Raw genomic sequence first — 25,595 nt, 5'->3', positions numbered from 1 at the left:
TACCGGCCTAGCTATTAAGCAGCGGCTTTTTTCAGAGCTTTAACCAGAGAAGCTACGCGGTCGCTTAAAGAAGCGCCTTGTGCAACCCAGTGGTCTACACGCTCTAAATCAATACGCGTTTTCTCTTCAGTGCCGCCAGCGATTGGGTTGAAGAAACCCACGCGCTCAATGAAACGGCCATCACGAGCAAAACGGCTGTCCGCTACCACAACTTGGTAAAATGGACGCTTTTTCGCGCCACCACGTTGTAAACGAATAGTTACCATACCGTCCTCTATTTATCGTTCAGGTTTTTTAAAAAATAACAAACCCCGCGGTCAGACCGTGGGGTCGCAGAATTGTACTGATTTTTTCCTGTTTTGCAAGGTATTTCGGGCTGTACGGCTGGGTTTATGCACAGCCCGCGAAGCTCACTGACAGTGGCTTAGCGCGGAGGCAACATACCTGGCGGCAGTTTACCGCCTAAACCCCGCATCATCTTCATCAAGCCGCCTTTACCGGACATTTGCTTCATCATCTTCTGCATCTGGGTAAATTGCTTTAACAGCTGATTGACGTCCTGCACCTGAGTACCAGAGCCGGAGGCGATACGTTTTTTGCGGGAGCCTTTGATCAAATCCGGGAACTGACGTTCCTTTTTGGTCATGGAGTTGATGATGGCTTCCAGTTTCTTGAATTGCTTATCACCCACCTGGTCCATGGCACCAGCTGGCAGGTTTTTCATACCTGGCATTTTTTCCAGCATTGACATCATGCCGCCCATGTTGCGCATTTGTACCAGTTGGTCGCGGAAATCCTCCAGGCTGAAGCCCTGGCCTTTCATCACCTTGGCTGCCACTTTGGCGGCCTGTTCCCGGTCGACCTTCTGCTCAATCTGCTCAATCAGACTGAGCATGTCCCCCATACCAAGAATACGGGAGGCAATACGGTCCGGATGGAAAGGCTCCAAGGCGTCGGTTTTTTCGCCCATACCGATAAATTTAATCGGCTTGCCGGTGATATGGCGAATCGACAATGCAGCCCCTCCGCGGGCATCACCGTCGGCTTTGGTCAGGATAACGCCAGTCAGCGGCAAAGCTTCATTAAAGGCTTTTGCTGTGTTAGCCGCATCCTGACCAGTCATCGCGTCTACCACGAACAGGGTTTCAATAGGCTTCACTGCAGCATGCAGCGCCTTAATCTCCCCCATCATTTCTTCGTCAACGTGCAAACGACCCGCGGTATCGACCAGCAGCACATCAAACATCTTCAGGCGTGCTTGTTCGATAGCGGCGTTTACAATAGCGACTGGAGCCTGGCTGATATCGCTTGGGAAAAACTCAACTCCAACATCTTTCGCCAATGTTTCCAGCTGCTTAATGGCGGCAGGACGGTAGACGTCGGCAGAAACAACCAGGACCTTTTTCTTTTTGCGCTCTTTAAGGAATTTAGCCAGCTTACCGACAGAGGTAGTTTTACCCGCGCCTTGCAAACCAGCCATCAGCACCACCGCAGGAGGCTGAGTGTTCAGTGCCAGCTCTTCGTTGGCTTGCCCCATCGCTTCTTCCAGCGCCTGACGGACAATTTTCAGAAATTCCTGACCCGGAGTCAGGCTTTTACTGACTTCCAGACCGACAGAACGCTCTTTCACCTGGTTGACGAAGTCACGCACCACAGGCAGCGCAACGTCGGCTTCCAGCAGCGCCATGCGCACTTCACGCAGCGTCTCTTTAATATTGTCTTCGGTCAGGCGGCCCCGGCCACTGATATTTTTCAGCGTTTTGGTTAAACGATCGGATAGATTCTCAAACATAACTGGCGTACCTAAACAGAAACTGAGCGGATTATACCCCAGCCCTCTCTTTACGTCAGCCCGTAACAACGGCTGACAAATGCGACTGGTTTGCAATAGAATGAGGAAAGAAAGGAATTACGGGATAGGGTTTATGTCTTTTGTGCTGTTTCCCAGCCTTGCACTGCTGGCGTATCTCGGTGCAACTTTGCTGGTTCTGTCCAGATTGGTGAACCCGAAAGGGTTAAATTACAAGCTGGTATTTGGCCTGGCTGTACTGGCTATTGGTTGTCAGGGCGTGTTCCTTGCCGAAAGCATTTTTGCCGGAGGCGGGCAGAACTTCAGCTTGCTGAATGTGATTTCGCTGGTCTGCTGGCTGATCGTTATTGTGATCACCCTGTCGGCACTGCGCACACCTGCGGTACTGCTATTGCCTATTGTCTACGGCTTTGCGGCATTAAACCAACTGGCCATCCTGGTATTGCCCAGCGCGTTAAAGGTACAGCATTTTGAACAAACGCCGGCTTTGCTGATGCATATCATTGTGGCCTTTGTCGCCTATGCGCTACTAATTGTTGCCACTCTTCATTCTGTTCAGGTCAGCTATATCAGCCATAAACTGAAACAAAAAGATTTTCTGCTGGGTAATCAGTTCCTGCCTCCTTTGCTACAGGTTGAGTCTCTGCAGTTCCGCCTGCTGCTGGCAGGCACTTTATTGTTGGGCCTAACACTTCTCAGTGGCGCTTTGTTTTCCGAACAATGGTTTGAATTGCAGCATTTACATAAAAACGTACTGAGTTCACTGGCATTTTTAGTCTTTGTTGTGCTGTTATGGGGCCATGCCCGTTTAGGTTGGCGTGGCCGGATCGCGATAGCCCTGACCTTTACTGGCAGTACATTATTAACCTTATCCTATTTTGGCAGCCGGTTTGTCCGCGAGATCCTGCTGCATCGGCTGAGCTGAAGCTTGACTTGTCTGCTGTGCCAGCATATTTAATAAGACTGCTTTTGACGAAGAGGTAATTTAAGTTTGGATCAAATATCCACAGCAACTCTGTTTATCCTGTTAGGGTTGCTGGTGTTGTGTTCTGCGTTTTTCTCCGCCTCCGAAACCGGCATGATGTCGGTAAACCCGTACAAGCTAAAACATCAGGCCAATGAGCAGCACAAAGGCGCAAAGCGGGTCAGTGCGATGCTGGAGCGTCGCGACCGACTGATCGGCCTGATCCTGATTGGCAACAACCTGGTCAATATTGCTGCCTCAGCTATTGCTACCTTAATAGGGATGCGGCTTTACGGCGACTACGGCATCGCCGTGGCCACTGTTGGGCTGACGCTGGTGATTTTAATTTTCGGTGAAGTCACGCCAAAAACGCTGGCGGCACTGCACCCGGAACGGGTTGCCTTTCCAGCATCCGTGGTGCTGAAACCATTAATGAAGTTGCTGGCACCTTTAGTCTGGTTACTGAATAAAATCTGTAACACTCTGCTTGGCTGGCTTGGCGTCAAAGCAGAACAGCACCATGGCCATAGCTTGAGTTCCGAAGAGCTACGCACTGTGGTGCATGAAGCCGGGGCTTTATTGCCTGAACAGCACCAAAGCATGCTGGTTGGCGTGCTGGATCTGGAAAAAGCCACAGTAGAAGACATTATGGTTCCACGCAACGAGCTGTTCGGCATCGATATCAACGATGACTGGAAAGACATCCTGCGCCAGCTCAGCAGCAGCCAACACAACCGCATTTTGCTGTACCGCGACAGCATCGATGATGCGCTGGGTTTTTTACACAGCAGAGACCTGGCTCGCCTGGCATTAAAAGAGCAGCTCAACAAAGCCAGTTTGTTACGGGCGGTGCGGGAGATTTACTTTATTCCGGAGAACACCCCACTTCATACCCAGTTACAGAAATTCCAAAGCTCCAAAGAGCGTATTGGTCTGGTGGTGGATGAGTTTGGCGATATTCAGGGTCTGGTCACGCTGGAGGATATTCTGGAAGAAGTGGTGGGTACCTTCACCACTGATGTGGCACAACAGCAAAACGAAGAAATCAAAGCCGAAAAAGACGGTTACTACCTGGTGGAAGGTGGCATTAACCTGCGCGACCTGAACCGCGATTTACAGCTGAATTTCCCGACCGATGGCCCTAAAACACTCAATGGCTTGGTGCTGGAGTACCTTGAGGATATCCCGGAGACCAATATCAGTCTGATCCTGTACGGTTGTGTATTGGAGATTATTGAAATTCAAGACAATATGATTAAAACCGTGCGGTTGAGGCCGAAACCTGCCGAAACGGCTCCCGCTTAATCGAATAGTCCCCAGAACCAGCCCCGTTTGAATTCCTCTTCACACGAAAGCAATTGTTGTTGATAGCGTGACGAGCGTTGCTGCACCAGCCGGGACGTCTGCATCAGCCATGCTTTCTGCCGGTAGCTGCCTCGTTTGTAGCCGCCCCAGCCTTCGTGGTAATTCAGGTACTGCGCATACGCATCGGATTTAGAAACACCATTCACCCGGCTGGTTTTATGGATATACCAGCCCATAAAGTCGATAGCGTCGGCAAAATTACTGCGGCTGACAAAATAACCACCGGTTTCGCGCGCATAGTCATCCCAGGTTTCGTCTTTCACCTGCGCATAGCCATAAGCGCTGCTAGCTCGCCCTACCGGGATAAAGCCAAACCAATATTGCATTGGCGGCTGCGCATCCTGCCTGAAGCTGCTTTCCTGGTACATAATGGCCATAGGGACATGCACCGGAACCTGCCAGCGATCCCGTGCGTCGGCCGCAGCGTCATACCAGTCATCATGTTCACGGAAAATTTCGCAGAGGTTTTCTTTGTTTTGCGGCGGCGACACAGCACAGCCGCTTAACAGGGCAACACAAGTGAAGGTAACTAAAGATTTTTTAATTTTTTTCATCAGACAGAGAACTTTTTTGCCGCCGTTTCAGACTAACAAAGTGAACGGATTCAACCAAGTTTTTGTTTTTCATCCCTGGATTTACCTTATCCTTAGTGTTCCTGGCCAGCTATGCTGGCCGTTTTTTTATCTACAAATCAACAAAGTAATCATGCAGGTACTGGTCAAAACTCAGGCTATCGGCCTGTTCCACCTGCTGTTGCTGACGCAGTGATTCTGCAGCCATCTGCTCAAACTGAGTCTGCTGATAGAACCCGTAAGGCTGACTGGCAAATTGCTGTTTGTAATTCGCCGACAACTCCAACGCATAACAACCATGGTCGCGCTGTTGTGACAGAATGGTATTCAGCCAACGTCCGGACAAGGTTTTGGCCGGGTCCAACAAGGCCAGATACAGATCTTTTAACGTGGCCTGATACAAGTCAGCCCCATGCGCTTCATCCATCCAGCGTGCTATTGGCATCATGTCTGCAAAAATTTGTTCTGCCCAGTCCAGCATCAGACGCGGCTGTTCAGCATCCAGCAACTCCAGATTTTGCCGACGTCCTTCCGCTACGACTTTGCGTAAATTTTGCTCCGTCAGTGCCTGCTGCTCCGCCGTCATCAACGGACTTTGCTCGAACAGACAGTACAGCAGGAACAGATCCAGAAAACGCATCTGCTCAGCACTGATCCCAACTGGACTAAACGGATTGACGTCCAGTGAACGGACTTCAATGTATTCCACACCGCGGCGCTTTAATGCACAGGTCGGTCGCTCGCCACTTTGGGTAGTGCGTTTAGGCCTTATCGTCGAGTAAAACTCGTTTTCGATTTGCAGAATATTGCCATTCAGCTGACGATACTGCCCGTCCACTTTCACGCCAATCTGCTGATATTGCGGAGACGGCGTCGAAATGGCCTGCCGCAAGCCATGAATATAATCAGGCAAGGAGTTGTAACTGATGTTCAGGCTGGACTGTGCATTGTTGGTGTAGCCTAAATCACTCATCCGCAACGAGGTAGCATAAGGCAGATAAATCGAGCCCTTGCCCAAGCTTTGAAACTGATACTTTGGTTCCCGCCCCTGCAAAAAGGATTTACACATCACAGGGGATGCACCAAACAGATACACAATTAACCAGACGTAGCGTTTGTAATTACGGATCAGGTGCAAATACTGGGTAGAGATAAAATCCTGCAATTCGTCGCTATTGCCGAGCTGTTGCTGATACTGCTGCCAGAACTCAGTTGGAATAGAAAAATTAAAATGCACACCGCTGATCGCCTGCATCATGCTGCCATAGCGGTTCTTCAGGCCTTCACGGTACAAGGTTTTCATCCGGCCAACATTGGACGAGCCGTATTGAGCCAGGCGAATTTCGTCCTGATCACGAATGAAACAGGGCATGGAACCAGGCCAAAGTTGTTCTTCACCAATATGGCTGACAGAGAACTTGTGAATATCCGCCAATTGCTGCAGCGTCACCTCGATGGAGCTTTGGGCCGGGGTGATAAATTCAAGTAAAGACTCAGAAAAATCTGTAGTAATCAGCGGATGAGATAAGGCTGATCCCAGAGCCTGGGCGTGGTCGCTTTGTGCCAGACGACCGTCAGGTAATATCCGTAAGGTTTCGCGCTCCAGACCTCTGCGGATCCCGGTAATAGCGGCGCGAAAACTGTCTGTGCCAAGCTGCTGCAGGCGCTGTTCAAGGAAATGACTCAAGCTGGATCCTTAGTTAACTGTTGAGCTCCGCTGTTATGGGGAGTCCGGATGAAAAAAACAAGTGGCGCGCTGTCACCTTCATCCGCCCTGTCCCGCAGGTGACTCAGACTAACCGAACCGCAACACAAATGGCAGTCCCTGCCGGTCAACAGCCTTATTCCTCTTCTCCCCTTGGCCCATAGTTGAGGCGGGCTCGTTTGCTGCTCTGCAGCACCACCACCCGCATAATGTCTTTCCAGGATACAATACCCAGCGCGATTTGGTCTTTGTCCACCACAGGCAGGCAACTGATGTTGTGTTTGAGTAACAAAGCGGCAGCCTGTACAACCGGATAATCTTCAGTCACCGTTATCACCGGGCTGGTCATCAGGTATTTCACCCGACGGCTGGACAAAAACAGCTCCAGTGTCGGCTCTGATGCCGTTTCCATCACCGGGCTTAAAGCTTTGAAATAATCCTTCACCGACACGATGCCGACCAGCCGCTTGCTGCTGTCCAGCACAGGTAAATGTTGAAACTTGGCAGTCTCAAAAATAACCCGGATCTGAGCCAAGCTAGCATCGGGGCCAACGGTAACGAGTTTTCGGGACATAATGGCTGCGACTTGCATAAGAGTTCCTGACTCGCTTATTCCGCTTTTGTTTGAAATAATAAGTAAGATCATCAGATTAACTGAATAACTTACAAAAAGGAAAGCATAGGCCATGAATCGCCGCAATCATCATGTTGTTGATCAGGAAGTACAGTACGACGCCGGCCTGGAACTGGTGTCCACTACTGATTTGCGCGGAGTGATCACGTACGCAAACCCGGCATTTTGCCAGGTCGCGGGCTACGAAAGTGAAGAGCTGATCGGAAAAAACCACAATCTGGTGCGCCATCCTGATATGCCAGCGGCCGCCTTTGCCGATTTATGGCAAAAGCTGAAGCAGGGCCAATCCTGGCGTGGCATGGTAAAAAATCGCTGTAAAGACGGCCGTTTTTACTGGGTGGATGCGTATGTCACCCCTATCTACCGCGATCAGCAACTGGTGGGGTATCAGTCTGTTCGGGTCAAACCCAGCCATGAATTGGTGCAACGGGCTGAGCGTTGTTACACCGCCATCAACGCTGGCAAAAAAGTAAACAGTTTCCGTGAAAACTCGACCTTGCGCCTGATACTGACCTTAGCGCTTAGCATAGCGATAGTGCTGGCCGGTTCTGTCTTATGGTCTGCCTGGTTTCTGCTCGCGGCGTTATTGCCATTAGTCTTTTTAACACTGATGCAGCAAGAAGTGCTGGCTATCCCGTCTGAGCTTACAGCCATTCAACAACAATTTGATTCAGTCTCCCGCTATGTCTATGCCGGCCGTACGGCATTTTCTGTGGCAACATTCCGCCATCAATTACAACAAGCGCGCTTGCGCACTGTACTGGGGCGCACTAAAGACAGCACCAGCCAATTGACCCGAATTGCCGACACGCTGGAAGAAGCTGTGCATTTGACAGAGCGCGGTATTGGCCAGCAAAAAGTCCAGCTCGAATCAATCGCTTCAGCCACCCTGGAACTAAGCCACACAGTGCAGGATATTGCCCAGCGCACCGGTGAAACCAATGCCAAAGTGGGTGAAGCGCAGCAAATCTGTCAACAAGCCGAACACGTGATGGAACTCACCTCCACCACAGTGAAAAAACTGGCGGTGGAAGTGCAGGGAGCCGCCAGTACCGCGGATAACCTGGCGGTAGAAGCCGAGCGTATTGGTGCCGTCATGACCGAAATTCAGGGCATTGCTGATCAAACCAACTTACTGGCATTAAACGCCGCTATTGAAGCCGCACGCGCTGGCGAACATGGCCGGGGTTTTGCCGTGGTGGCCGATGAAGTCCGGGCTTTATCTTCGCGCACCCATAATGCGACAGAACAAATCCAGCGATCCATTGCTGAAATCCAGCAAACACTGCTGAGCTGGGGCAAGACCATGCTGCAAAGCCGCGAGCAGGTTGAAGACTGCGTCACTCAGACCCAGCACAGTACTGTTCAGCTGAAAGAAATTGTGTCCATGGTCAACACCATTGATCACCTGTCAGCCCAAATTGCGACCGCAGCAACTCAGCAAGGTCAGGTGGCGGCAGAAGTTGCACAGAATGTCGACAGTATTCAGCACATTGCTCAGGAAAATATGGGCAATATGGGGCTGGTGTCAGACACCAATAAACGTCTGCACCAGCAAGCGGCAGAAATTGCCAATCTGAACAAAACTTTTTCTGCTGAATAAACCACTGTAAAAATACAAAAGGCCCGCAATAATGCGGGCCTTTTTTGTTGCTGATAACTCAATCCAGCACTACGACGCTGTTACTGCACCCGGGCGGCCTGAATACTGAACTTTCCATCCGAAGCATCAACCCTAATGACTGAGCGGGCAGGTATTTCGCCACGCAACAGGGTTTGCGCCAATGGATTTTCAATATGTTGCTGAATAGCCCGCTTCAGTGGTCGGGCGCCAAATACGGCGTCAAAACCCGCTTCAGCCAGCAAATCCAGTGCGGCATCTGTCACATCCAGGCCAAAATCACGGTCGGCCAGACGCTTACGCAAACGTTCCAGCTGAATAGCCGCAATATGGCGAATATGGGCATTATCCAGTGGGTGAAACACCACTGTTTCATCCAGACGGTTTAGAAACTCAGGCCTGAACTGGCGGCTTAACACCTCCATCAACATGCTTTTCATTTCTTCATAGCTCTGCTGCTGGTAATGATCCTGAATAAGATCCGATCCCAGGTTCGACGTCATAATGATCACAGTATTTTTAAAGTCGACCGTACGGCCCTGCCCGTCCGTTAAGCGACCATCATCCAGCACCTGCAACAGAATGTTAAACACATCCGGATGGGCCTTTTCCACTTCGTCCAGCAGCACCACTGAATAGGGCTTGCGACGCACCGCCTCGGTCAGATAACCACCTTCTTCATAGCCGACATAACCTGGAGGTGCGCCGACCAGGCGAGACACCGCATGTTTTTCCATAAACTCCGACATATCGATACGCACCAGCGCGTCTTCGGTATCAAACAAAAACTGGGTTAAAGCTTTGGTCAGCTCGGTTTTACCCACCCCTGTTGGTCCCAAAAATAAGAAAGAGCCAATTGGTTTATTCGGGTCTGCCAGACCGGCGCGCGAGCGACGGATCGAGTTCGAGACGGCACTGACGGCTTCTGCCTGACCAACCACCCGTTTTTGCAGTTCCTGCTCCATACGCAGCAGTTTATCGCGCTCACCTTCCAGCATTTTGCTGACCGGAATACCGGTGGCTTTAGACAACACATCAGCAATTTCCGTGTCGGTCACTTTGTTTCGCAGCAATTTCATTTCATGCATTTCAGCCTGCGACGCTAAGTCCAGTCGCTTTTCCAGCGTTGGAATACGTTCGTATTTCAGTTGTGACATCCGGTTCAGGTCACCGGCACGGCGCGCCACTTCCATATCCAGCCGCGCCTGTTCCAGGTCCGCTTTAATGCTTTGCGTTCCTTGCAAGGCGGCTTTTTCGGAGGTCCAGACTTCATCCAGTTCGTTATACTTGGCGTCCAGCTCGCGAATTTGCTCCAGAATGCTGTCTTTGCGTTTCTTCGAGCCTTCATCCGTTTCTTTTGACAGCGCATTTTCCTCCAGCTTTAACTGAATAATGCGCCGCTCTAACCGGTCCAGCTCCTCTGGTTTAGAATCCATCTGCATGCGGATACTGGAGGCCGCTTCGTCAATAAGATCAATGGCCTTGTCCGGCAACTGACGGTCACTGACATAACGATGTGACAAGGTTGCCGCTGCCACAATAGCCGGGTCGGTAATTTCAACCGCATGGTGCAGTTCATAGCGTTCTTTCAAGCCGCGCAAAATGGCTATGGTATCTTCCACCGAAGGCTCATCCACCAACACTTTCTGGAAACGCCGCTCCAGTGCCGCGTCTTTTTCAATGTACTTGCGGTATTCATCCAGTGTGGTTGCGCCCAGGCAATGCAATTCGCCACGCGCCAGGGCCGGTTTGAGCATATTGCCGGCGTCCATAGCACCATCCGCTTTGCCGGCACCGACCATGGTATGAATTTCATCAATAAACAGAATGACCCGGCCTTCTTCTTTGGCCAACTCATTCAGTACGGCTTTTAAACGCTCTTCAAATTCACCGCGGTATTTGGCGCCCGCCAGCAGAGCGCCCATATCAAGCGACAACACGCGTTTGTCTTTTAAGCCTTCTGGCACTTCTTTGTTGATAATCCGCAACGCCAGCCCTTCGACAATGGCGGTTTTACCAACACCAGGTTCACCTATCAGGACAGGGTTATTTTTAGTGCGGCGCTGCAGCACCTGAATACAACGGCGAATTTCTTCATCCCGGCCAATCACCGGGTCCAGCTTGCCTGCTTCTGCGCGTTCGGTCAGATCAATGGTGTATTTAGAAAGCGCCTGGCGGCTGTCCTCTGCATTCGGGTCATCCACCTTCTGACCTGCGCGTAGCTCGTCAATGGCTTTTTCCACTGTGGTTTTTTCAACCCCGAGCAGACGTAAAATAGTGCCAAGCTCCGATTTATCTTCGGTCGCCGCCAGCACAAACAGCTCGCTGGAAATGTATTGGTCTTTGCGTTTTTGCGCGTATTTATCCGACAGGTTCAATAACTGGCCGCTGGCCGCAGATAATTGCACCGCCGTGTCGCCACCTTCCACTTTGGGCAGCCGCTCCAACGCCTGCGTCAGCTTGGAACGTAATTCGTGGGGATTAGTGCCTATTTTGCTAAACAGGTCTTTCACTGAACTGCCTTCCTGATTCAGCAAGGCGTACATCAGATGCACAGGTTCGATATAAGCGTGGTCGCGCCCCAGTGCCAGAGACTGAGCATCAGCGATCGCCAATTGGAATTTACTGGTAAAACGGTCAAGTCTCATAAACATCTCCGCAAATCAATTTTGCTGTTGATTGCTAAGATTGCGCCTGACCGTTGTTTTTTCAAGCAGAAAACGTCAAAAATTTGACTTAGATCAGTCCAGCCAGATACAAGAGGCCATCCGGCCAGTCTGGCCGTCCCGTCGATAGGAATAAAACCGGCGCTGATCTGTGTAGGTACAAAGTCCACCACCGTAGATCTGACTGACTCCTGTCGCTTGCAGGCGCAAACGGGCCAGCAGGTATAAGTCGGCCAGCCACTTACCAGGCTTACCGGCCACAGCGATAAAGGCGTGCTCGGCGGCACTTTGCCTGGCGATAAAAGCGGTACGCACGTCATCACCCACTTCAAAGGCGCTTGGGCCTATAGCGGGCCCTAACCAGACAAGTAACTCATCATTCGGCGAAAACCGAGCCAATGTCTGTTCCAGCACACCGTCACAAAGCCCGCGCCAACCCGCATGAGCAGCCGCCACTGCCGTACCGGCGCTATTACAAAACAGCACAGGCAAGCAATCGGCGGTCAGCACAGTCGCTACCTGGCCAGGTATACGGGTAAAGGCGGCATCGGCGTTCGGCGGACTTGCACTGAAGTCCGTCGTTTCAATATCGACACAGAGCGTACTGTGAGTCTGGTTTAACCAGCAAGGCTCGGCTGGCAAAGCAGCCAATTGCCTGAACCGCTCACGGTTCTGCATCACGCAGGCGGGCTGATCCGCCACATGGCTGCCCAGATTCAGACTGGCATAAGGCGCAGCAGACACTCCGCCTAATCGGGTGCTGACGGCGGTATGGATACCAGCGGGAGCCGGCCAGTCCGCCTTAAGCAGCAACGCTGTCATCAGGCAAAGTCCAGACCGTGTTCTTCCGTATCAGCACGCAGAGCCAAGGTCAGTTGTACCATGTCGTCTGGTATAGGCGCGTGCCATTCCATTATTTCACTGGTAATAGGGTGGGCCAAGCGCAGCATGGCTGCATGCAGCGCCTGACGTTTAAAGCTGCGGAAAATACCCAGTAACTCCTCACTGGCCTTACGTGGCGGACGCGGGCGCCCTGCATAAACAGGATCACCGACCAACGGGTGGTTGATGTAGGTCATATGCACACGAATCTGGTGGGTACGGCCGGTTTCCAGCCGCAAACGCAGACGGGTATGAGCACGGAATTTTTCCATCACCCGGTAGTGAGTTACCGCCGGGCGACCTGACGTAGTCACCGCCATATGCGTCCGTTTGGTCGGGTGACGGCCAATGGGCTCGTCGACAGTGCCGCCCGCAGTCATAATGCCGTGGCAAATGGCTTCATATTCACGGGTAATTTCGCGGTTCTGCATCGCATCCACTAAATGCACCTGCGCCGGAATGGTTTTCGCCACCACCATCAAACCTGTGGTGTCTTTATCCAGACGGTGAACAATGCCAGCACGCGGCACTTCGGCAATAGTCGGGCAATGGTGCAATAAAGCGTTAAGCAGTGTACCTTCCGGGTTACCGGCACCTGGGTGCACCACTAAACCGGCTGGTTTATTGATCACCAGAATATGCTCGTCTTCATAGACGATAGTCAGATCTATCGCTTCGGCTTCGAAACGTTCGTCATCCGGTAACTGGGCGTCAATCTGAATTGCCTCGCCCCCCATTAGTTTTTCTCTTGGGGTATTGCAGACCCGGCCATTTACCTGAACCCAATCCGCCAGGATCCAGTCTTTTATTCTGGATCGCGAATAATCCGGGAACATTTCGGCCAGCACCTGATCTAAGCGCTTGCCAAATAAATGATCGGGAACAATTTCTGCGAGTTTTAGCTGTTTTGTCATGTCGGAACCAGTTATCCTGTGGGCACACTCGGCTGTCTGAGTTAGAATCAGGCCGTCAAAGGCTCTAGTTTAACGGTTTTACGTCGGACTAAATAGCCAACAGGCTCAAAGTAGTAGTGGATTTTTCAATGAAACTGAATTTTTTTGCGGCCATCTTCATGGCTCTGACACTGGCGTCCTGCGCCGGAACTAAGGCTCCTGACGAGCAACTGGTCAATACCAACCAAAGCGCCCAGCAACTTTATGACGAAGCAAAAAACGTGCTGGACTCTGGTTTGTATAGCCGGGCCATTGAATTACTTAAAGCAATGGAAGGCCGTTATCCGTTCGGGCCTTTATCACGCCAGGTACAACTGGATTTAATTTATGCCTATTACCAGACTGGCGATACCAAACAGGCACTGGCCAGCATCGACCGTTTTATCCGGCTGAATCCTAATCACCCGGATCTGGATTACGTCTACTACATGCGCGGTCTGAGCAACTTAAAAGCAGATGAAAATTCATTCCACGAGTTTGTCGGTATCGACAGAGCCGACCGTGATATGGCCAGCACCCGTCAGGCTTTTGATGACTTAAAAATTCTGGTCAGCACCTACCCGACCAGCAAATACGCTCAGGACGCCAAGTTGCGGATGCAGAGCATTAAAGAAAAGTTAGTCCGGCATGAGTTGATCATTGCCGACTACTATACCCGCCGCGGTGCACACCTGGCTGCTGCCAACCGTGCCAAATACGTAGTGGAGTATTACCGTGATTCACCGCAAGTAGAACAAGCATTACGTTTGATGGTTGAAAGTTACGATGAGCTTGGCCTGACCAAACTGCGGGACGACGCCAAAGCAGTGCTGAAGTTGAATTTCCCTGACAGTGCTGATTTCTGAGCATAGAACTGAATAAAAAAGGTGAGCAGTGCTCACCTTTTTTTATTGCTGATTGGATACCCTTTACACAGCATCCAAGGCTTCGGCCAGTTTCGTCACCCCAACCACTGTCATGCCAGCAATAGGTTCTTTTGGCGCATTCGCCAGCGGCACTATCGCGCGCTTAAAGCCGTGTTTGGCGGCTTCTTTTAACCTTTCCTGGCCACTGGGCACCGGGCGAATTTCACCAGATAACCCCACTTCACCAAACACCACCAGTTCATTCGGCAAAGCTTTGTTTTTAAAGCTGGAGACCAAAGCCAATAAGGTGGCTAAATCGGCACCTGTTTCATTGACCCGTACGCCCCCGACCACGTTCACAAACACATCCTGGTCTGCCATCTGAATGCCGGCATGGCGGTGCATCACGGCAAGCAGCATCGAAATACGGTTTTGCTCCATGCCTAAGGTGACACGGCGTGGGTTGTTCAATGGCGAATAATCCACCAGCCCCTGAATTTCTACTAACAAAGGCCGGGTACCTTCCCATAGCACCATCACAATTGAACCGGGCGAGTCTTCCTTGCCACGGCTTAAAAAAATAGCCGAAGGGTTTTTCACTTCCTTCATACCCTGGCCTGTCATGGCAAAGACGCCAAGCTCATTGACTGCACCAAAACGGTTTTTATGGCTGCGCAGGGTCCGGTACCTGTTATCCGAATCGCCATCCAGCAGCACAGAGCAGTCAATACAGTGTTCCAGCACCTTAGGGCCAGCCAGTGAACCATCTTTGGTGACATGACCTACCATAATGACGGCTATGTTGTGCTGCTTGGCAAAACGGGTCAGGTAGGCAGCACTCTCACGCACTTGCGACACAGAACCGGGCGCTGACTGAATGTCAGCCATCTGCATCACCTGGATGGAGTCAATCACCATAATGCGTGGTTTTTCCTGCTGTGCCAGCTGACAGATGGTTTCGACACTGGTCTCTGCCAGCATCAGCAGCTGCTGAGTGGGTAACCCGAGCCGGTGCGCCCGCATAGCCACCTGCTGCAATGACTCTTCACCAGTAACATAGAGCGCTTTACCCGATTGAGCCAGGCCACACATAATTTGCAGCAACAAGGTACTTTTGCCCGCACCAGGGCTGCCACCAATCAGGATGGCGGAGCCGAGCACTATACCGCCGCCCAGAACCCGATCAAATTCTGCAAAGCCAGAACTGAAACGTGGTACTTCCTGCAGATCCACCTGATCCAGACGCATCACTTTAGCGGCAGTAGCACCGGCATACCCATCAAAACGAGCCGATTTGGCTTGACTGGCTAAGCGGACTTCACTGATGGTATTCCAGGCGCCACATTCGGTACATTGTCCCTGCCATCGGACAAAATCAGCACCACAGTCGTTACAAACATAGGCGGTTTTTGTTTTCGCCATTTTTCTCTCTTTTCTATGAAGGCACGATTATTGCTTTTCAGCTTTAATATTCATAATGTACAACACTTTATTGACGAAGTGGCAGTCGACCTACGGATCACAGCACAGATGACAACGTCCGATTTAGCTGAACATATAGGGGTGATAGAGCGCTTGAAGCCCCTGCTGAACACACCTGACTTTGATCAGGTGTTTAAGCTATTGACCGAAGATCTGCCTAAGTCCAAACAATTTCTTATCAAGATGGAGCTGAAACGTTTAGGTCAGCCCTGCTCCTATTATATTGATTTACGTGGCCGGGTGGATGGCGAAGTTCGTCCCTACGAACACAACGGCCAAACCCATTACATGGATGATGTAGCCATCCGCACCTTTGAGAAAGGGGTCAAGCAATACAGCCGCTATACCGTGGGTGTCTTCGAAGACGTCAGCAATACCAGCAACAACCACAGAGTCCGCTATCAGCAAGAGCAGGCTCAACGTAAACTGATGCCGTCCGTTTCTCCGTTGGTTGCAGCCCAGGAAGAAGAAGACGCCCAAGCGGAACAACACAAAACCATTCAGCTAATTAAATTCGCCGAGTATCAGACCCGCTCCGAAGAGCGGATGAACTTCTCCATTGATATTGAGCTTATTCTGGATAACCAGGATCGGCTACAGGCCACCACCAGCGACTTGTCGGTGTCGGGCTGCAAAATCAAACTCGCCAAAGAGATGACTTTTGCACCGGGGCAAAAGGTGGCTATTTTTTTCCGTGGTTTGGAGCAGGAGTTTGCCCTTGGCCTGACGGAAGGCATCCCTTATCAGGTGGTGGAACAGGAGCCGGCGGAGAAAGGTATTTATTTACGACTGAAGCGTTTGCCGCTGGTACATGAGCGTGGTTTTACTGACTTCTTGCAAAACTTTATTCACGGCAACAAACGCCGCTACAAGGTAAACCTCGACAACACCTACGAAGCGGTCTACGTCAAAGGCTACGAGCAGTTTTTCCTGCCACGCATGACCACATTGCCAGTGTTCCTTGCGGTGAATGAGGGCAAAGCCACCCCACTCTGTGCGTTAACCACAGAAAACAACAGATCCGTACTGCATTATTTTCAGGATGAGCAGCGCCAGAACGTATTGTCGCAATTATTATCTGCCCGCCGGCTGAAGCAGTGTTTGTCCAGTGCCAACCAAAGCTGCATCCTGTATACCTTTACCCATGCCGCGAAAGGCCGGCTGTTTTTTTACTCGGCCACCGCAGATGAACTGGCGCAGTCAGCTGCATTACGTCAGGTCTTTATTGGTTTTGGTGCACAAAAACCCAGCTGGCGGGTGTTTAATTTGCATGTCACCCGCACCAATCCGGCTCATGCGCATAGCCTGCTCTCGCTGCCTAACAGCGCCAGCCAGGAAATTCAAAAACTGAATCAACCCCCAGGTCCGTTGATCCTTAACTTTATAAAAGACCTGCGTTATGTTGCCAGCCTGACTGAACTTAACACCACAGAGAGCACTGCCCTGTACCAGCGCACACAACTGGATCAGAGCTTGCTGAATCAGCTGAAAATTTTTGGCCATGCCAAGCTCGATAGCTTGCCCGCCATTGAGGCGGCCGCAGTGCATTACGTCAACCTGCGCTCGGAAAGCCGTTTTCTGTATCGGACTGAAGTGTTGGTTGGCGACGGTGAAATGGCGGACGTCCGCGGTTTTACCCGCGATTTCTCCAGCAAAGGGCTGCAAGTTGAATGCACCGAACCAGTCGATTTTGAGCGCGGTGACCAGGTGCAAATTACCTTGCCTCAGATGCAGAAAATCACCACCAAACATAAGCTGTTGGAATTACCCTACGAAGTGATGGCCGTCAGTAAAAACAAACTGATCATGAACCTGCGAATTATCGATAAGAACAATGATCATCAAGGCAAACAATTCTTCCAGCAACTGATTGCCAATAACCGCAGCAAGCTGACCCTGGCAGAAGAAGCACCTAAATTCCCCGGCTTGGGACCCGCCTTGCGCAACATGTATCTTAAAGCACTGAACTGCTTTGTGTTTTACATTCACCGCCAGGGTATTCGCTACCATATGGACGTGGTGGCCCAAGGTGCCAGCCCTAGCTCCTTGCACAGGTTGTTACAACGCTTCAGCCTGGTCGACGGCGAGCTGAATCTGCAGCCGCTGCTAAAAAATAACGCGACCAATCTGCAATTTGCTAACCAGCTGAAGAAAATGAAGCGGCAAGAGCTGCCGTTCCGCTACGAAGTATATTTACGCTACATTCCGGAACACGACAAAACAGAGCAAAGCCTGCAAGTTGAATTTGATTTTGACCTGCCAACAGCAAATCAGCGCAAGAATTTTGTCGACGAAAGCCTGCAACAAGGGCTGTTATTTGCGTACCGGATTTTCCTGTCACGCACAGGCCGGCCCGACACTGAGCATATTGCCAAAGAGCTGGGCTATGTCAGCACCTATGCCATTCACAAAGCCAAAGTACTGGAAGAGGAGCTGTGGAGCGTGGTCGGTATTGGGGAAGTGCAGGATATCAGTGACGAAGTGCTGACTCGCTATAATGTGGCGCCAAGCCTTGCAGAACAGCAACGTCAGAAGCGCCAGCAGTTACTGCACACGAAGCCAGTCCGCGAGTAAAGGGAAATGGTCCTGCCGCGCTTCTGGCGCGGTCAACATAGAAATATGGTCGTAATCCAGCAGCTGGCCTGCACTTTTCGCCAATAAACTGTAGCGACCACTGCTGAGGCCGGTTTCCGCCAGAAAGGCTTGCACATCCTGCGGGTGCCCCAATAGTTGATCATTGACCGCAGCAAAATGCCAGCTGGGTGGCCAGCGGACTGGCTGACAAGCGCTCCGATAATCAAAACCATCTGTCGGGTCGGCGAAAGGCTCACCGCGGATCCAACCAATGGTGTCGAGTAAATACTGGGCCGGCTCATTGTCGGCACCAAATCGCCATTGGCGGGCAGGCAAATAGCCGTACGCCTTACACAGTAGCGGGGCCAGTCGGTTCCAGACCAAATCAATATGAAGCCAGCGCTGCCAGCTTTGTACGCTGATGCAACGTTTCGAGCCAAATGTCACCAGCGAACGTACCAGTGGCACCAGCTCAGGTTGTCGCGCCAGTGCCGCTGCGACCACCACACCGGCCCAGGAATGCACCACCAGATGAACAGGCCCTGCTAAGGCCAAATGTCGAATTAAGGCAGGAATATCGTCGGCAATCAGTTGCTGTTGACTGTGATTGAAGCTGCGACTTACCGCCGGGATGGACTGCCCTCGCCCGGCAAAATCCGCACAATAAACTGTAAAGCCCTGATCGGCCAGAAAGCAGCCAAGCCCGCGGCCTTTTTCGTTGTAGAAAATCCGGCTGTTTTCGATAGCACCATGCAGCATAAGCACCCGTTGGCCATTGGGCTCAACAGGCTGCAGCTGCCGCAGATGTAACCGGTAATCAGCCACCTGCAGCCAGTCAGAACTTTGCTGGTGTTGCATGGCTTAATCCAGCAGATACAGCAGCTGCAGCAAGGAACCTTGCCGGATAGCCGCTTTGGCCTGGGCCTGCACTTTAGGTTTGGCATGAAAAGCCACACCAAGCGCCGCTTCAGCCAGCATTGGTAAATCGTTGGCGCCATCGCCAATCGCCACAGTTTGTGTCGGTTCAATCCCGTATTGCTGACGGATTTGCTCTACCACCCGGGCTTTGTAAGCTGCATCGACAGTAGTGCCCAGCACCTGGCCGGTAAGTTTGCCGTCGACAATTTCCAATTCATTGGCAAAGGTAGCGGTTAGCTGGAGCCGCTCTTTCAGCGCTTCGGTAAAAAAGGTAAAACCACCGGACGCAATCACCACCCGCCACTGCTGCTGTTGCAACCTGGCCACCAGCGCTTCCAGACCCGGCATTAACGGCACGCCGTCCAGCACCTGCTGCAAAATAGTCACCGGAGCACCGGCTAAGGTCGCCACCCGCTCACGCAGGCTTTGGGCAAAATCCAGCTCGCCATTCATCGCACGGGCTGTCACTGCGGCCACTTGCTCCCCAGTGCCCGCAAGCTTTGCTATTTCATCAATGCATTCAATCTGAATGGCCGTGGAGTCCATATCCATCACCAACAGGCCAGGCTTAGCTAAGCTCGGGGCACTGCTCTGGCACACCAGTTCAAGGCCCGCTGATTTCGTCCAGTCAGCCAGTTGGTGCATAAGCTCAGGTTCCAGTGATTCGGCCAGGCTGAACTGATAACCCGCTGACAAATCCGTATGTGGTTGCAACAGGCTCAACAATGCCGTTCTTGGGGCTAATAACTGAGCAAACGTGCTCAAATCCGTGATGCTAAGCGGCCGGCCAAACAGCCGTAACCGCAGCGCAACCTGTGAATTGGCCTCGGATGGCATGCTAAGTTGGCCCGCACGGATCTGCAGCATTTTGTGCGAAAGCAACTGCTCTAACTCATTGATAGACACTGCACTTAATTGTTTTGGTTCTGAAAAGCTCAAACTGCCACCTGTACTTCAATCTGTTGCCATGGCATTCTACCGACATTTTTCAGCAGATGTCAGCGCAAAACTTAAGCTTGCCTATGCAATTTCAGTTTGGTAACCAGGAAAGAAAATCCCGTTTGTACCGCCTGTTTCAGGTGGTGCTTGCGGCTAGCGGCATTCTGGTGCTGACTCAGTGGTGGTGGACCAGCCATAAGCAAGGCGAACAACTGTTTCAGCAGCAAAGTGAAGAGCTGATGCGCTCTACACTGGTCGCACTGTCACATACGGCCGCTTATTTGATTGTGAACGACCAGCTGGAAAGTCTGAATCAGCTGACCACCCATATTGCCGACACGCCTTATTTGCAAGACGTGGTGGTGTATGACGCCAACGGCGCCAAGCTGTCCGCCTCTAAGTCAGCATCACCTGCTGTGGTGATGTACGCGCCGCAGTTTCAACCTGAACTGCTGGCCCTGGTGCAGGAAATTGAACAGGAAGGCCGGGTCATTGGCTATATCAAGATCAGCATGAAGCTGGACGCCAGCTTGTTGCCAGTCACGCAGGCCTGGCAACAGCTGATGCAGCAAGTGCTCTGGATGTTGCTGGTCGCCGGGCTGGTGGCCTTTGTGATCCGCGGGCTTTGGAGTCGATTGTTACATACTGCACAGCGTCTCTGGAAAAAGCGTCAGGCCGAACCCAGCAATCTGCTCTGAAGGTCTAACCGAAGCACCTGGCAGCTGTTCTGCCAAAGCTGAGCAGCCAACTCTGCCGCGGGTTCGGGCCGTAACTCAACCAAAGCCTGAAACACCAAAGCCAGCTGGGAGGGGGTGTTCACTTGCCCCTGAAAACCAGCCAAAGGCATAGCTGGAGCATCCGTTTCCAGCACCAGAGCTTCTAATGGCAATCTCTGCACCGCCTTTTTGGTCTTTTCTGCCCGCTCATAGCTGATGGTGCCGCCAATGCCCAGCTTAAAACCCAAATCGATAAAAGCCTGACCCTGCTGGTAGCTACCGGAAAAAGCGTGCAAAATGCCGCCTTCAGTAAATTGCTGCCGCTTCAGCTCTGCCAACAACTGCACCATGGATTTTCGGTGATGCAGCACCACAGGTTTTTTCAGCGCTTTGGCAATGGCCAGTTGTTGGCTGAACAGCAACTCCTGCGCACTAAAGGTCTGCTCGTCAAGGGCATAATCCAGTCCAATTTCACCAATGGCGCACACCTCTGGTTTGGCGCCCAACTGCTGCAACAGCACCAACGCCTCCCGCTGCGCACCCGCCGCCCACCAGGGATGAATTCCCAAGGCCACGGCAAATTGATGCGCCTGTTGCAACCTAAGCAAAGGCAACCAGTTTTTTTGCTCCACAGCAGGCACCAGAATAGTCTGCACGCCAAGGGCTCTGGCCTGCTGCAGATGATGTTCTATCTGCGGCAGTAGTTCTGGCAAATCCAGGTGGCAATGAGTGTCAAACAACAAAGGCAGGGATGTGCCTGCCTCTGCGGAGCTCTTTATGGACATAACCTGTTGATGCTCCAGTGCTGGTCATCAGTTTTGCTGTACATAAAGCGGTCATGCAACCGGTGCTCCCCGCCTTGCCAGAACTCTATCTGCTGTGGGCGCACTAAAAAGCCCCCCCAGAACGACGGTAACGGTACTTCGCCTTGTTCAAACTTGTGTTTGATCTCGGCAAACTTTTGCATTAACGCCGCTCGGGTCGACACGGGACGGCTCTGCTCGGACGCCCAAGCCGCCAGTTGGCTTTCTTTGGGGCGGGATAAAAAGTATTTCATTACCTGAGACGTCGGCACCTGCTCAGCGCAGCCATACACAATGACCTGACGCTCCAGCGAGTGCCAGGGAAAATGCAGACAGACTTTCGGGTTCTGTGCCAATTCGCTGGCTTTACGACTGCCCAGGTTGGTATAGAACACAAAACCTTCTGGCCCGACATCTTTTAGCAGCACAATACGTTGTGACGGTTGACCTTCCGGACTGACGGTCGCGACACACATAGCCGTCGGGTCCGGTAATTCGGCTGCGATCGCGTCTTTAAGCCACAGCTCAAATTGAGCAATAGGATCCGGGTTCAGTTGGTCGCCGTCCAGTTTGTTTAAGGTGTAACTGCGGCGGATATCATCAATCTTCATAGACTTTTCTGACTCCATTAACAACAAGGGCAGGTTCACACCTGCCCTTTTAACTTACATTTTTTCCATCACATCGATGCCGAGCAACTCCAGCCCCTGTTTTAAGGTCAGGGCGACCAGAATACTGAGCATCAAACGACTTTGCTTCAACTCTGGCTCGACGCCTTCTTTCAGGATTGGGCACGCCTCATAGAAACTCATAAACTGGCTGGCCAGCTCGTACAGGTAGTTACACAGCAAGTTTGGCACCGCGTCTTTCATCACGGCCTGCAGCGTTTCTTCAAAACGCAGCAGCTTCACAGCCAGTTGTTTTTCCTGCTCTTCCACCAGCACCAAAGGCGCAGAAAAACCTAAATCGACGCCCGCTTTGCGCAAAATACTGCTGACCCGGGTGTAGGCATATTGCAGGTAAGGCGCTGTCGCGCCTTCAAAGCTCAGCATCGCATCCCAGCTGAACATGTAATCACTGGTGCGGTTCTTCGATAAGTCGGCAAACTTCACCGCGCCAATACCCACTTTAGCTGCCACTTCGGCCATTTCGTCAGGGGTCAGATCGGTCGACTTCTGCTTGACCACTTCGGCTGCGCGACTGACCGCTTCTTCCAGCAATTCCGCCAGTTTGACGGTGCCACCGGTACGGGTTTTAAACGGCTTACCATCTTCACCCATCATGGTGCCGAATGGCGCATGCTCATAGGCGGTTTCGTTACGCAGTAAACCAGCTTTACGCGCCACCAGTTCCACTTGTTTAAAGTGCAGCGCCTGGCGGGCGTCGGTGAAAATCACAATACGGTCAACACCAAGGCCATGGCTGCGGTACTGGCAAGCCGCCAGATCTGTAGTCGCATACAGGAAACCACCACCAGTTTTCTGAATAATAAAAGGCGAAGGATTGCCTTCTTTGTCGGCCAGTTCCTGCAAAAACACCACCAGCGCGCCTTGGTCTTCCACCGCCAGCCCCTTGCCTTTAAGCTCGTCGACAATAGGCTGCAGCATATCGTTGTAAGCACTTTCCGGCTTGATATGCTCATGGCTCAGCGTCACATTCAGCTTACGGTACACTTCTTCGCTGTGTTTGATCGAGGTGTCGATAAACAACTGCCACAGCTTTTTGCAGTGCGCGTCGCCGCTTTGCAGCTTCACCACATAGTCACGGGATTTATCAGCAAAGCCTGCTTCATCGTCAAAACGTTTTTTCGCTTCGCGGTAGAATTCTTCCAAATCGGCCAGCGCCACCTGCTCAAGGTCAACACCGGCCGCCAGTTTGTCTTCCAGGTGCGCAATCAGCATACCGAACTGGGTGCCCCAGTCGCCCATATGGTTCTGGCGAATCACCTTGTCGCCCCAGAACTCCAGACAACGCACTAAGGCGTCACCAATAATGGTCGAACGCAGGTGACCTACGTGCATCTCTTTGGCCAGGTTTGGCGCCGAGTAGTCCACCACCACCTGTTGTGGTGCCGGGTTAGCGCTTACCGTTAAACGTGGGTTTTGTGCCGCACCAGCCAGCTGTTGCGCCAGCCAGCTTTTGCTTAAGGTCACATTGATAAAACCTGGGCCGGCAATTTCAACCTTGTCGGCCATATCGCCCAGGTTCAATTGTTCCACCAATTGCTGCGCTAAGGCGCGCGGATTGGTTTTCAATAATTTGGCAGCCGCCATAGCACCGTTAATCTGGTAATCACCAAATTCCAGTTTGGTGCTTTGTGTCACCGCGGTGTTGGTATCCGCAGGCAAACCGACAGCCACCATGGCTGCCTGGGTTTTTGCCGATAATAATTCTTTGATATTCATAAAATTCTTTGCCTGTATCGCCTGTTAATGTTCACGCGTCTTGTGGAACTTAATTTTCGGATACCGTTCCATCGCCAGATTCAGGTTTACCATGGTCGGCGCTATATAGGCCAGCGCGTCACCGCCGTCCAGCGCCAGGTTGGCACTGGCTTTGTTTTTAAATTCATCCAGTGCTTTGGCATCGTCTGAATACACCCAACGGGCCGTATTGACGTTCACAGCTTCATAAATCGCGTCCACACCGTACTCCGATTTTAACCGGTGCACCACCACATCAAACTGCAACACACCTACGGCACCGACGATCAGGTCATTGTTGTCCAGCGGACGGAATACCTGCACCGCGCCTTCTTCGGACAGCTGCACCAAACCTTTAAGCAATTGTTTTTGCTTTAACGGGTCGCGCAGACGAATACGGCGGAACAGTTCAGGCGCAAAGTTTGGAATGCCGGTGAAGCTGAACTTTTCGCCGGAACTGAAGGTGTCACCAATTTTGATGGTGCCATGGTTGTGCAAACCGATAATGTCACCCGGGTAGGCCTCTTCCACATGCTCACGGTCACCGGCCAGGAAGGTCAGTGCCTGTGGCACCAGAATATCTTTGCCAATACGCACATGGTGCATCTTCATGCCTTTCTCATACTTGCCCGAGCAAATACGTAAGAAGGCCACGCGGTCGCGGTGTTTCGGGTCCATATTGGCCTGAATTTTAAAGACAAAACCGGTAAAGCCGGCTTCGTCCGGCTGCACAATGCGATTAGTGGTGGTGCGCGGCTGAGGGGCCGGAGCCCAATCGGTCAGGCCATCCAGCATATGGTCGACACCGAAGTTACCCAAGGCAGTACCAAAAAACACCGGCGTCAGCTCGCCTTTGATAAAAGCATCGCGATCGAACTCATGGCTCGCACCTTTCACCAATTCCATTTTCTCACGCAACTCAGCGGCAAAATAACCGATGCGCTTGTCCAGTTCCGGGTTGTCGATGCCTTTAATAATATCGATGTCCTGAATGGTGTGGCCCATACCGGACTGATAGAAAATCACTTCGTCACGCAGAATGTGGTACACGCCCTTAAACTCTTTACCTGAACCAATAGGCCAGGTGATTGGCGCACAGGCAATCTTCAGGACGCTTTCCACTTCATCTAACAGGTCGATAGGGTCGCGGATATCGCGGTCCATTTTGTTCATAAAGGTGACTATTGGTGTGTCACGTAAACGCGTGACTTCCATCAGCTTGATCGTCCGCTCTTCAACACCCTTGGCGCCGTCAATCACCATCAGGCAGCTGTCGACTGCTGTCAGCGTGCGGTAAGTATCTTCCGAGAAATCTTCGTGGCCCGGGGTGTCCAGCAGGTTGACCAGGCAATCGGCATAAGGAAATTGCATGACCGAAGTGGTGACCGAGATGCCCCGCTCTTTTTCCATTTCCATCCAGTCTGAGGTGGCAAACTGGCCGGATTTTTTACCTTTGACAGTACCGGCTTTTTGGATCAGTTGTCCGAACAACAACACTTTTTCCGTGATGGTGGTTTTACCGGCATCCGGGTGAGAGATGATCGCAAAGGTGCGACGCTTATTAATTTCCTGCAAAAACAGTTCAGTGCTCATAGATGGCTTTCTTCAATAGCAAAACCCCGCCTTCACCTGGTGTGGCCGGGACAAATTGCAGAGTTAAAAAATTGTGCGGGATTATAGCAGCTTACAAAGGACAGGCCCAGAATTTCGCCATCTGAAGCTG

Annotated in this window: 21 protein-coding genes; 6 read left to right on the top strand and 15 right to left on the bottom strand. The window is 51.8% G+C overall.

Going from position 1 to position 25,595, the window contains the following annotated elements:
• Positions 1–14: 14 nt before the first annotated feature.
• Together rpsP and ffh are read right to left on the bottom strand one after the other, a co-directional pair.
• On the bottom strand, positions 15–266 hold the full coding sequence (gene rpsP, locus ACFO3I_RS09515) for a 30S ribosomal protein S16 (RefSeq protein ID WP_337843286.1): 252 nt from the start codon (positions 264–266) through the stop codon (positions 15–17).
• Positions 267–424: 158 nt separating this feature from the next.
• Complete coding sequence (gene ffh / locus ACFO3I_RS09510; protein WP_377333687.1) at positions 425–1,792, bottom strand: signal recognition particle protein; 1,368 nt, start codon at positions 1,790–1,792, stop codon at positions 425–427.
• Between the two features lie 133 nt (positions 1,793–1,925).
• Between ffh and ACFO3I_RS09505 the strand changes: the two genes are divergently transcribed.
• Together ACFO3I_RS09505 and ACFO3I_RS09500 are read left to right on the top strand one after the other, a co-directional pair.
• Positions 1,926–2,735, top strand: coding sequence for a cytochrome C assembly family protein (locus ACFO3I_RS09505; RefSeq protein WP_377333685.1), 810 nt, complete (start codon positions 1,926–1,928; stop codon positions 2,733–2,735).
• A 66-nt stretch (positions 2,736–2,801) separates the two neighbouring features.
• Positions 2,802–4,079: an HlyC/CorC family transporter gene (locus ACFO3I_RS09500; protein ID WP_377333683.1), complete on the top strand. Its 1,278-nt coding sequence runs from the start codon at positions 2,802–2,804 to the stop codon at positions 4,077–4,079.
• Here ACFO3I_RS09500 and ACFO3I_RS09495 read toward each other — a convergent pair.
• The 3 genes from ACFO3I_RS09495 to ACFO3I_RS09485 all read right to left on the bottom strand — a co-directional run bounded on the left by ACFO3I_RS09495 (position 4,076) and on the right by ACFO3I_RS09485 (position 7,008).
• Entirely contained in the window at positions 4,076–4,693 is a 618-nt protein-coding gene (locus tag ACFO3I_RS09495; protein WP_377333681.1) for a transglycosylase SLT domain-containing protein, read from the bottom strand. The genes ACFO3I_RS09500 and ACFO3I_RS09495 overlap by 4 nt on opposite strands.
• 130 nt (positions 4,694–4,823) lie before the next feature.
• Positions 4,824–6,398 (bottom strand): glutamate--cysteine ligase, encoded by a 1,575-nt coding sequence (gshA, locus tag ACFO3I_RS09490; RefSeq protein ID WP_377333679.1) that lies wholly within the window; start codon positions 6,396–6,398, stop codon positions 4,824–4,826.
• 154 nt (positions 6,399–6,552) lie between these two features.
• Positions 6,553–7,008, bottom strand: coding sequence for a CBS domain-containing protein (locus ACFO3I_RS09485; RefSeq protein WP_377333677.1), 456 nt, complete (start codon positions 7,006–7,008; stop codon positions 6,553–6,555).
• A 94-nt stretch (positions 7,009–7,102) separates the two neighbouring features.
• On the opposite strand from ACFO3I_RS09485, the gene ACFO3I_RS09480 reads away from it, so the two are divergent.
• Positions 7,103–8,653 carry a methyl-accepting chemotaxis protein gene (locus ACFO3I_RS09480; protein WP_377333676.1) on the top strand — a complete coding sequence of 517 codons (1,551 nt, stop codon included), beginning with the start codon at positions 7,103–7,105 and terminating at the stop codon, positions 8,651–8,653.
• A gap of 80 nt (positions 8,654–8,733) precedes the next feature.
• On the opposite strand, the gene clpB is transcribed toward ACFO3I_RS09480, so the two are convergent.
• From clpB to rluD, 3 genes are all read right to left on the bottom strand, one after another.
• On the bottom strand, positions 8,734–11,319 hold the full coding sequence (clpB, locus tag ACFO3I_RS09475) for an ATP-dependent chaperone ClpB (protein ID WP_377333674.1): 2,586 nt from the start codon (positions 11,317–11,319) through the stop codon (positions 8,734–8,736).
• A gap of 93 nt (positions 11,320–11,412) precedes the next feature.
• Positions 11,413–12,159, bottom strand: a complete 747-nt coding sequence (gene pgeF, locus ACFO3I_RS09470) for a peptidoglycan editing factor PgeF (protein WP_377333673.1) — start codon at positions 12,157–12,159, stop codon at positions 11,413–11,415.
• Positions 12,159–13,133, bottom strand: a complete 975-nt coding sequence (gene rluD / locus ACFO3I_RS09465) for a 23S rRNA pseudouridine(1911/1915/1917) synthase RluD (protein WP_377333671.1) — start codon at positions 13,131–13,133, stop codon at positions 12,159–12,161. Before rluD ends, pgeF begins: the two co-directional genes overlap by 1 nt.
• Positions 13,134–13,261: 128 nt before the next feature.
• Here rluD and ACFO3I_RS09460 point away from each other — a divergent pair, with 128 nt between their 5' ends.
• Positions 13,262–14,017 carry an outer membrane protein assembly factor BamD gene (locus tag ACFO3I_RS09460; protein ID WP_377333669.1) on the top strand — a complete coding sequence of 252 codons (756 nt, stop codon included), beginning with the start codon at positions 13,262–13,264 and terminating at the stop codon, positions 14,015–14,017.
• A gap of 63 nt (positions 14,018–14,080) precedes the next feature.
• Here ACFO3I_RS09460 and radA read toward each other — a convergent pair whose 3' ends face one another.
• Positions 14,081–15,439: a DNA repair protein RadA gene (radA, locus tag ACFO3I_RS09455; RefSeq protein ID WP_377333667.1), complete on the bottom strand. Its 1,359-nt coding sequence runs from the start codon at positions 15,437–15,439 to the stop codon at positions 14,081–14,083.
• Positions 15,440–15,547: 108 nt separating this feature from the next.
• On the opposite strand from radA, the gene ACFO3I_RS09450 reads away from it, so the two are divergent.
• Positions 15,548–18,073, top strand: coding sequence for a PilZ domain-containing protein (locus tag ACFO3I_RS09450; protein WP_377333665.1), 2,526 nt, complete (start codon positions 15,548–15,550; stop codon positions 18,071–18,073).
• On the opposite strand, the gene ACFO3I_RS09445 is transcribed toward ACFO3I_RS09450, so the two are convergent.
• On the bottom strand, positions 18,044–18,931 hold the full coding sequence (locus ACFO3I_RS09445; RefSeq protein ID WP_377333663.1) for an alpha/beta fold hydrolase: 888 nt from the start codon (positions 18,929–18,931) through the stop codon (positions 18,044–18,046). The two genes, ACFO3I_RS09450 and ACFO3I_RS09445, sit on opposite strands and share 30 nt — an antisense overlap.
• A gap of 3 nt (positions 18,932–18,934) precedes the next feature.
• Positions 18,935–19,930, bottom strand: coding sequence for a phosphoserine phosphatase SerB (gene serB / locus ACFO3I_RS09440; protein WP_377333661.1), 996 nt, complete (start codon positions 19,928–19,930; stop codon positions 18,935–18,937).
• A gap of 83 nt (positions 19,931–20,013) precedes the next feature.
• Here serB and ACFO3I_RS09435 point away from each other — a divergent pair, with 83 nt between their 5' ends.
• Positions 20,014–20,628: a hypothetical protein gene (locus ACFO3I_RS09435; RefSeq protein ID WP_377333660.1), complete on the top strand. Its 615-nt coding sequence runs from the start codon at positions 20,014–20,016 to the stop codon at positions 20,626–20,628.
• Here the strand turns inward: ACFO3I_RS09435 and ACFO3I_RS09430 are convergent.
• The 4 genes from ACFO3I_RS09430 to prfC are packed head-to-tail and all read right to left on the bottom strand — an operon-like array spanning position 20,601 to position 25,465.
• Positions 20,601–21,431: a TatD family hydrolase gene (locus ACFO3I_RS09430; RefSeq protein WP_377333658.1), complete on the bottom strand. Its 831-nt coding sequence runs from the start codon at positions 21,429–21,431 to the stop codon at positions 20,601–20,603. The two genes, ACFO3I_RS09435 and ACFO3I_RS09430, sit on opposite strands and share 28 nt — an antisense overlap.
• Entirely contained in the window at positions 21,422–22,060 is a 639-nt protein-coding gene (gene pdxH, locus ACFO3I_RS09425) for a pyridoxamine 5'-phosphate oxidase (protein ID WP_377333656.1), read from the bottom strand. Before pdxH ends, ACFO3I_RS09430 begins: the two co-directional genes overlap by 10 nt.
• 54 nt (positions 22,061–22,114) lie before the next feature.
• On the bottom strand, positions 22,115–23,854 hold the full coding sequence (argS, locus tag ACFO3I_RS09420; protein ID WP_377333654.1) for an arginine--tRNA ligase: 1,740 nt from the start codon (positions 23,852–23,854) through the stop codon (positions 22,115–22,117).
• Between the two features lie 24 nt (positions 23,855–23,878).
• The gene (gene prfC / locus ACFO3I_RS09415) at positions 23,879–25,465 is read right to left on the bottom strand and encodes a peptide chain release factor 3 (protein WP_377333652.1); all 1,587 of its coding nucleotides are present in this window, start codon (positions 25,463–25,465) and stop codon (positions 23,879–23,881) included.
• Between the last annotated feature and the right edge of the window lie 130 nt (positions 25,466–25,595).

Source organism: Rheinheimera marina, from assembly GCF_042654345.1.
Lineage (GTDB): Bacteria > Pseudomonadota > Gammaproteobacteria > Enterobacterales > Alteromonadaceae > Pararheinheimera > Pararheinheimera marina.
Note: the sequence above shows the minus strand (reverse complement) of the source record. Positions and strands in the feature narration are given on the sequence as shown.

Excerpts from the sequence above, each read along its gene's own strand:
- rpsP (WP_337843286.1), bottom strand. The coding sequence starts at position 266 with ATGGTAACTATTCGTTTACAACGTGGTGGCGCGAAAAAGCGTCCATTT.
- ffh (WP_377333687.1), bottom strand. The coding sequence starts at position 1,792 with ATGTTTGAGAATCTATCCGATCGTTTAACCAAAACGCTGAAAAATATC.
- ACFO3I_RS09505 (WP_377333685.1), top strand. The coding sequence starts at position 1,926 with ATGTCTTTTGTGCTGTTTCCCAGCCTTGCACTGCTGGCGTATCTCGGT.
- ACFO3I_RS09495 (WP_377333681.1), bottom strand. The coding sequence starts at position 4,693 with ATGAAAAAAATTAAAAAATCTTTAGTTACCTTCACTTGTGTTGCCCTG.
- ACFO3I_RS09485 (WP_377333677.1), bottom strand. The coding sequence starts at position 7,008 with ATGCAAGTCGCAGCCATTATGTCCCGAAAACTCGTTACCGTTGGCCCC.
- ACFO3I_RS09480 (WP_377333676.1), top strand. The coding sequence starts at position 7,103 with ATGAATCGCCGCAATCATCATGTTGTTGATCAGGAAGTACAGTACGAC.
- clpB (WP_377333674.1), bottom strand. The coding sequence starts at position 11,319 with ATGAGACTTGACCGTTTTACCAGTAAATTCCAATTGGCGATCGCTGAT.
- pgeF (WP_377333673.1), bottom strand. The coding sequence starts at position 12,159 with ATGACAGCGTTGCTGCTTAAGGCGGACTGGCCGGCTCCCGCTGGTATC.
- rluD (WP_377333671.1), bottom strand. The coding sequence starts at position 13,133 with ATGACAAAACAGCTAAAACTCGCAGAAATTGTTCCCGATCATTTATTT.
- ACFO3I_RS09460 (WP_377333669.1), top strand. The coding sequence starts at position 13,262 with ATGAAACTGAATTTTTTTGCGGCCATCTTCATGGCTCTGACACTGGCG.
- radA (WP_377333667.1), bottom strand. The coding sequence starts at position 15,439 with ATGGCGAAAACAAAAACCGCCTATGTTTGTAACGACTGTGGTGCTGAT.
- ACFO3I_RS09450 (WP_377333665.1), top strand. The coding sequence starts at position 15,548 with ATGACAACGTCCGATTTAGCTGAACATATAGGGGTGATAGAGCGCTTG.
- ACFO3I_RS09445 (WP_377333663.1), bottom strand. The coding sequence starts at position 18,931 with ATGCAACACCAGCAAAGTTCTGACTGGCTGCAGGTGGCTGATTACCGG.
- ACFO3I_RS09435 (WP_377333660.1), top strand. The coding sequence starts at position 20,014 with ATGCAATTTCAGTTTGGTAACCAGGAAAGAAAATCCCGTTTGTACCGC.
- ACFO3I_RS09430 (WP_377333658.1), bottom strand. The coding sequence starts at position 21,431 with ATGTCCATAAAGAGCTCCGCAGAGGCAGGCACATCCCTGCCTTTGTTG.
- pdxH (WP_377333656.1), bottom strand. The coding sequence starts at position 22,060 with ATGAAGATTGATGATATCCGCCGCAGTTACACCTTAAACAAACTGGAC.
- argS (WP_377333654.1), bottom strand. The coding sequence starts at position 23,854 with ATGAATATCAAAGAATTATTATCGGCAAAAACCCAGGCAGCCATGGTG.
- prfC (WP_377333652.1), bottom strand. The coding sequence starts at position 25,465 with ATGAGCACTGAACTGTTTTTGCAGGAAATTAATAAGCGTCGCACCTTT.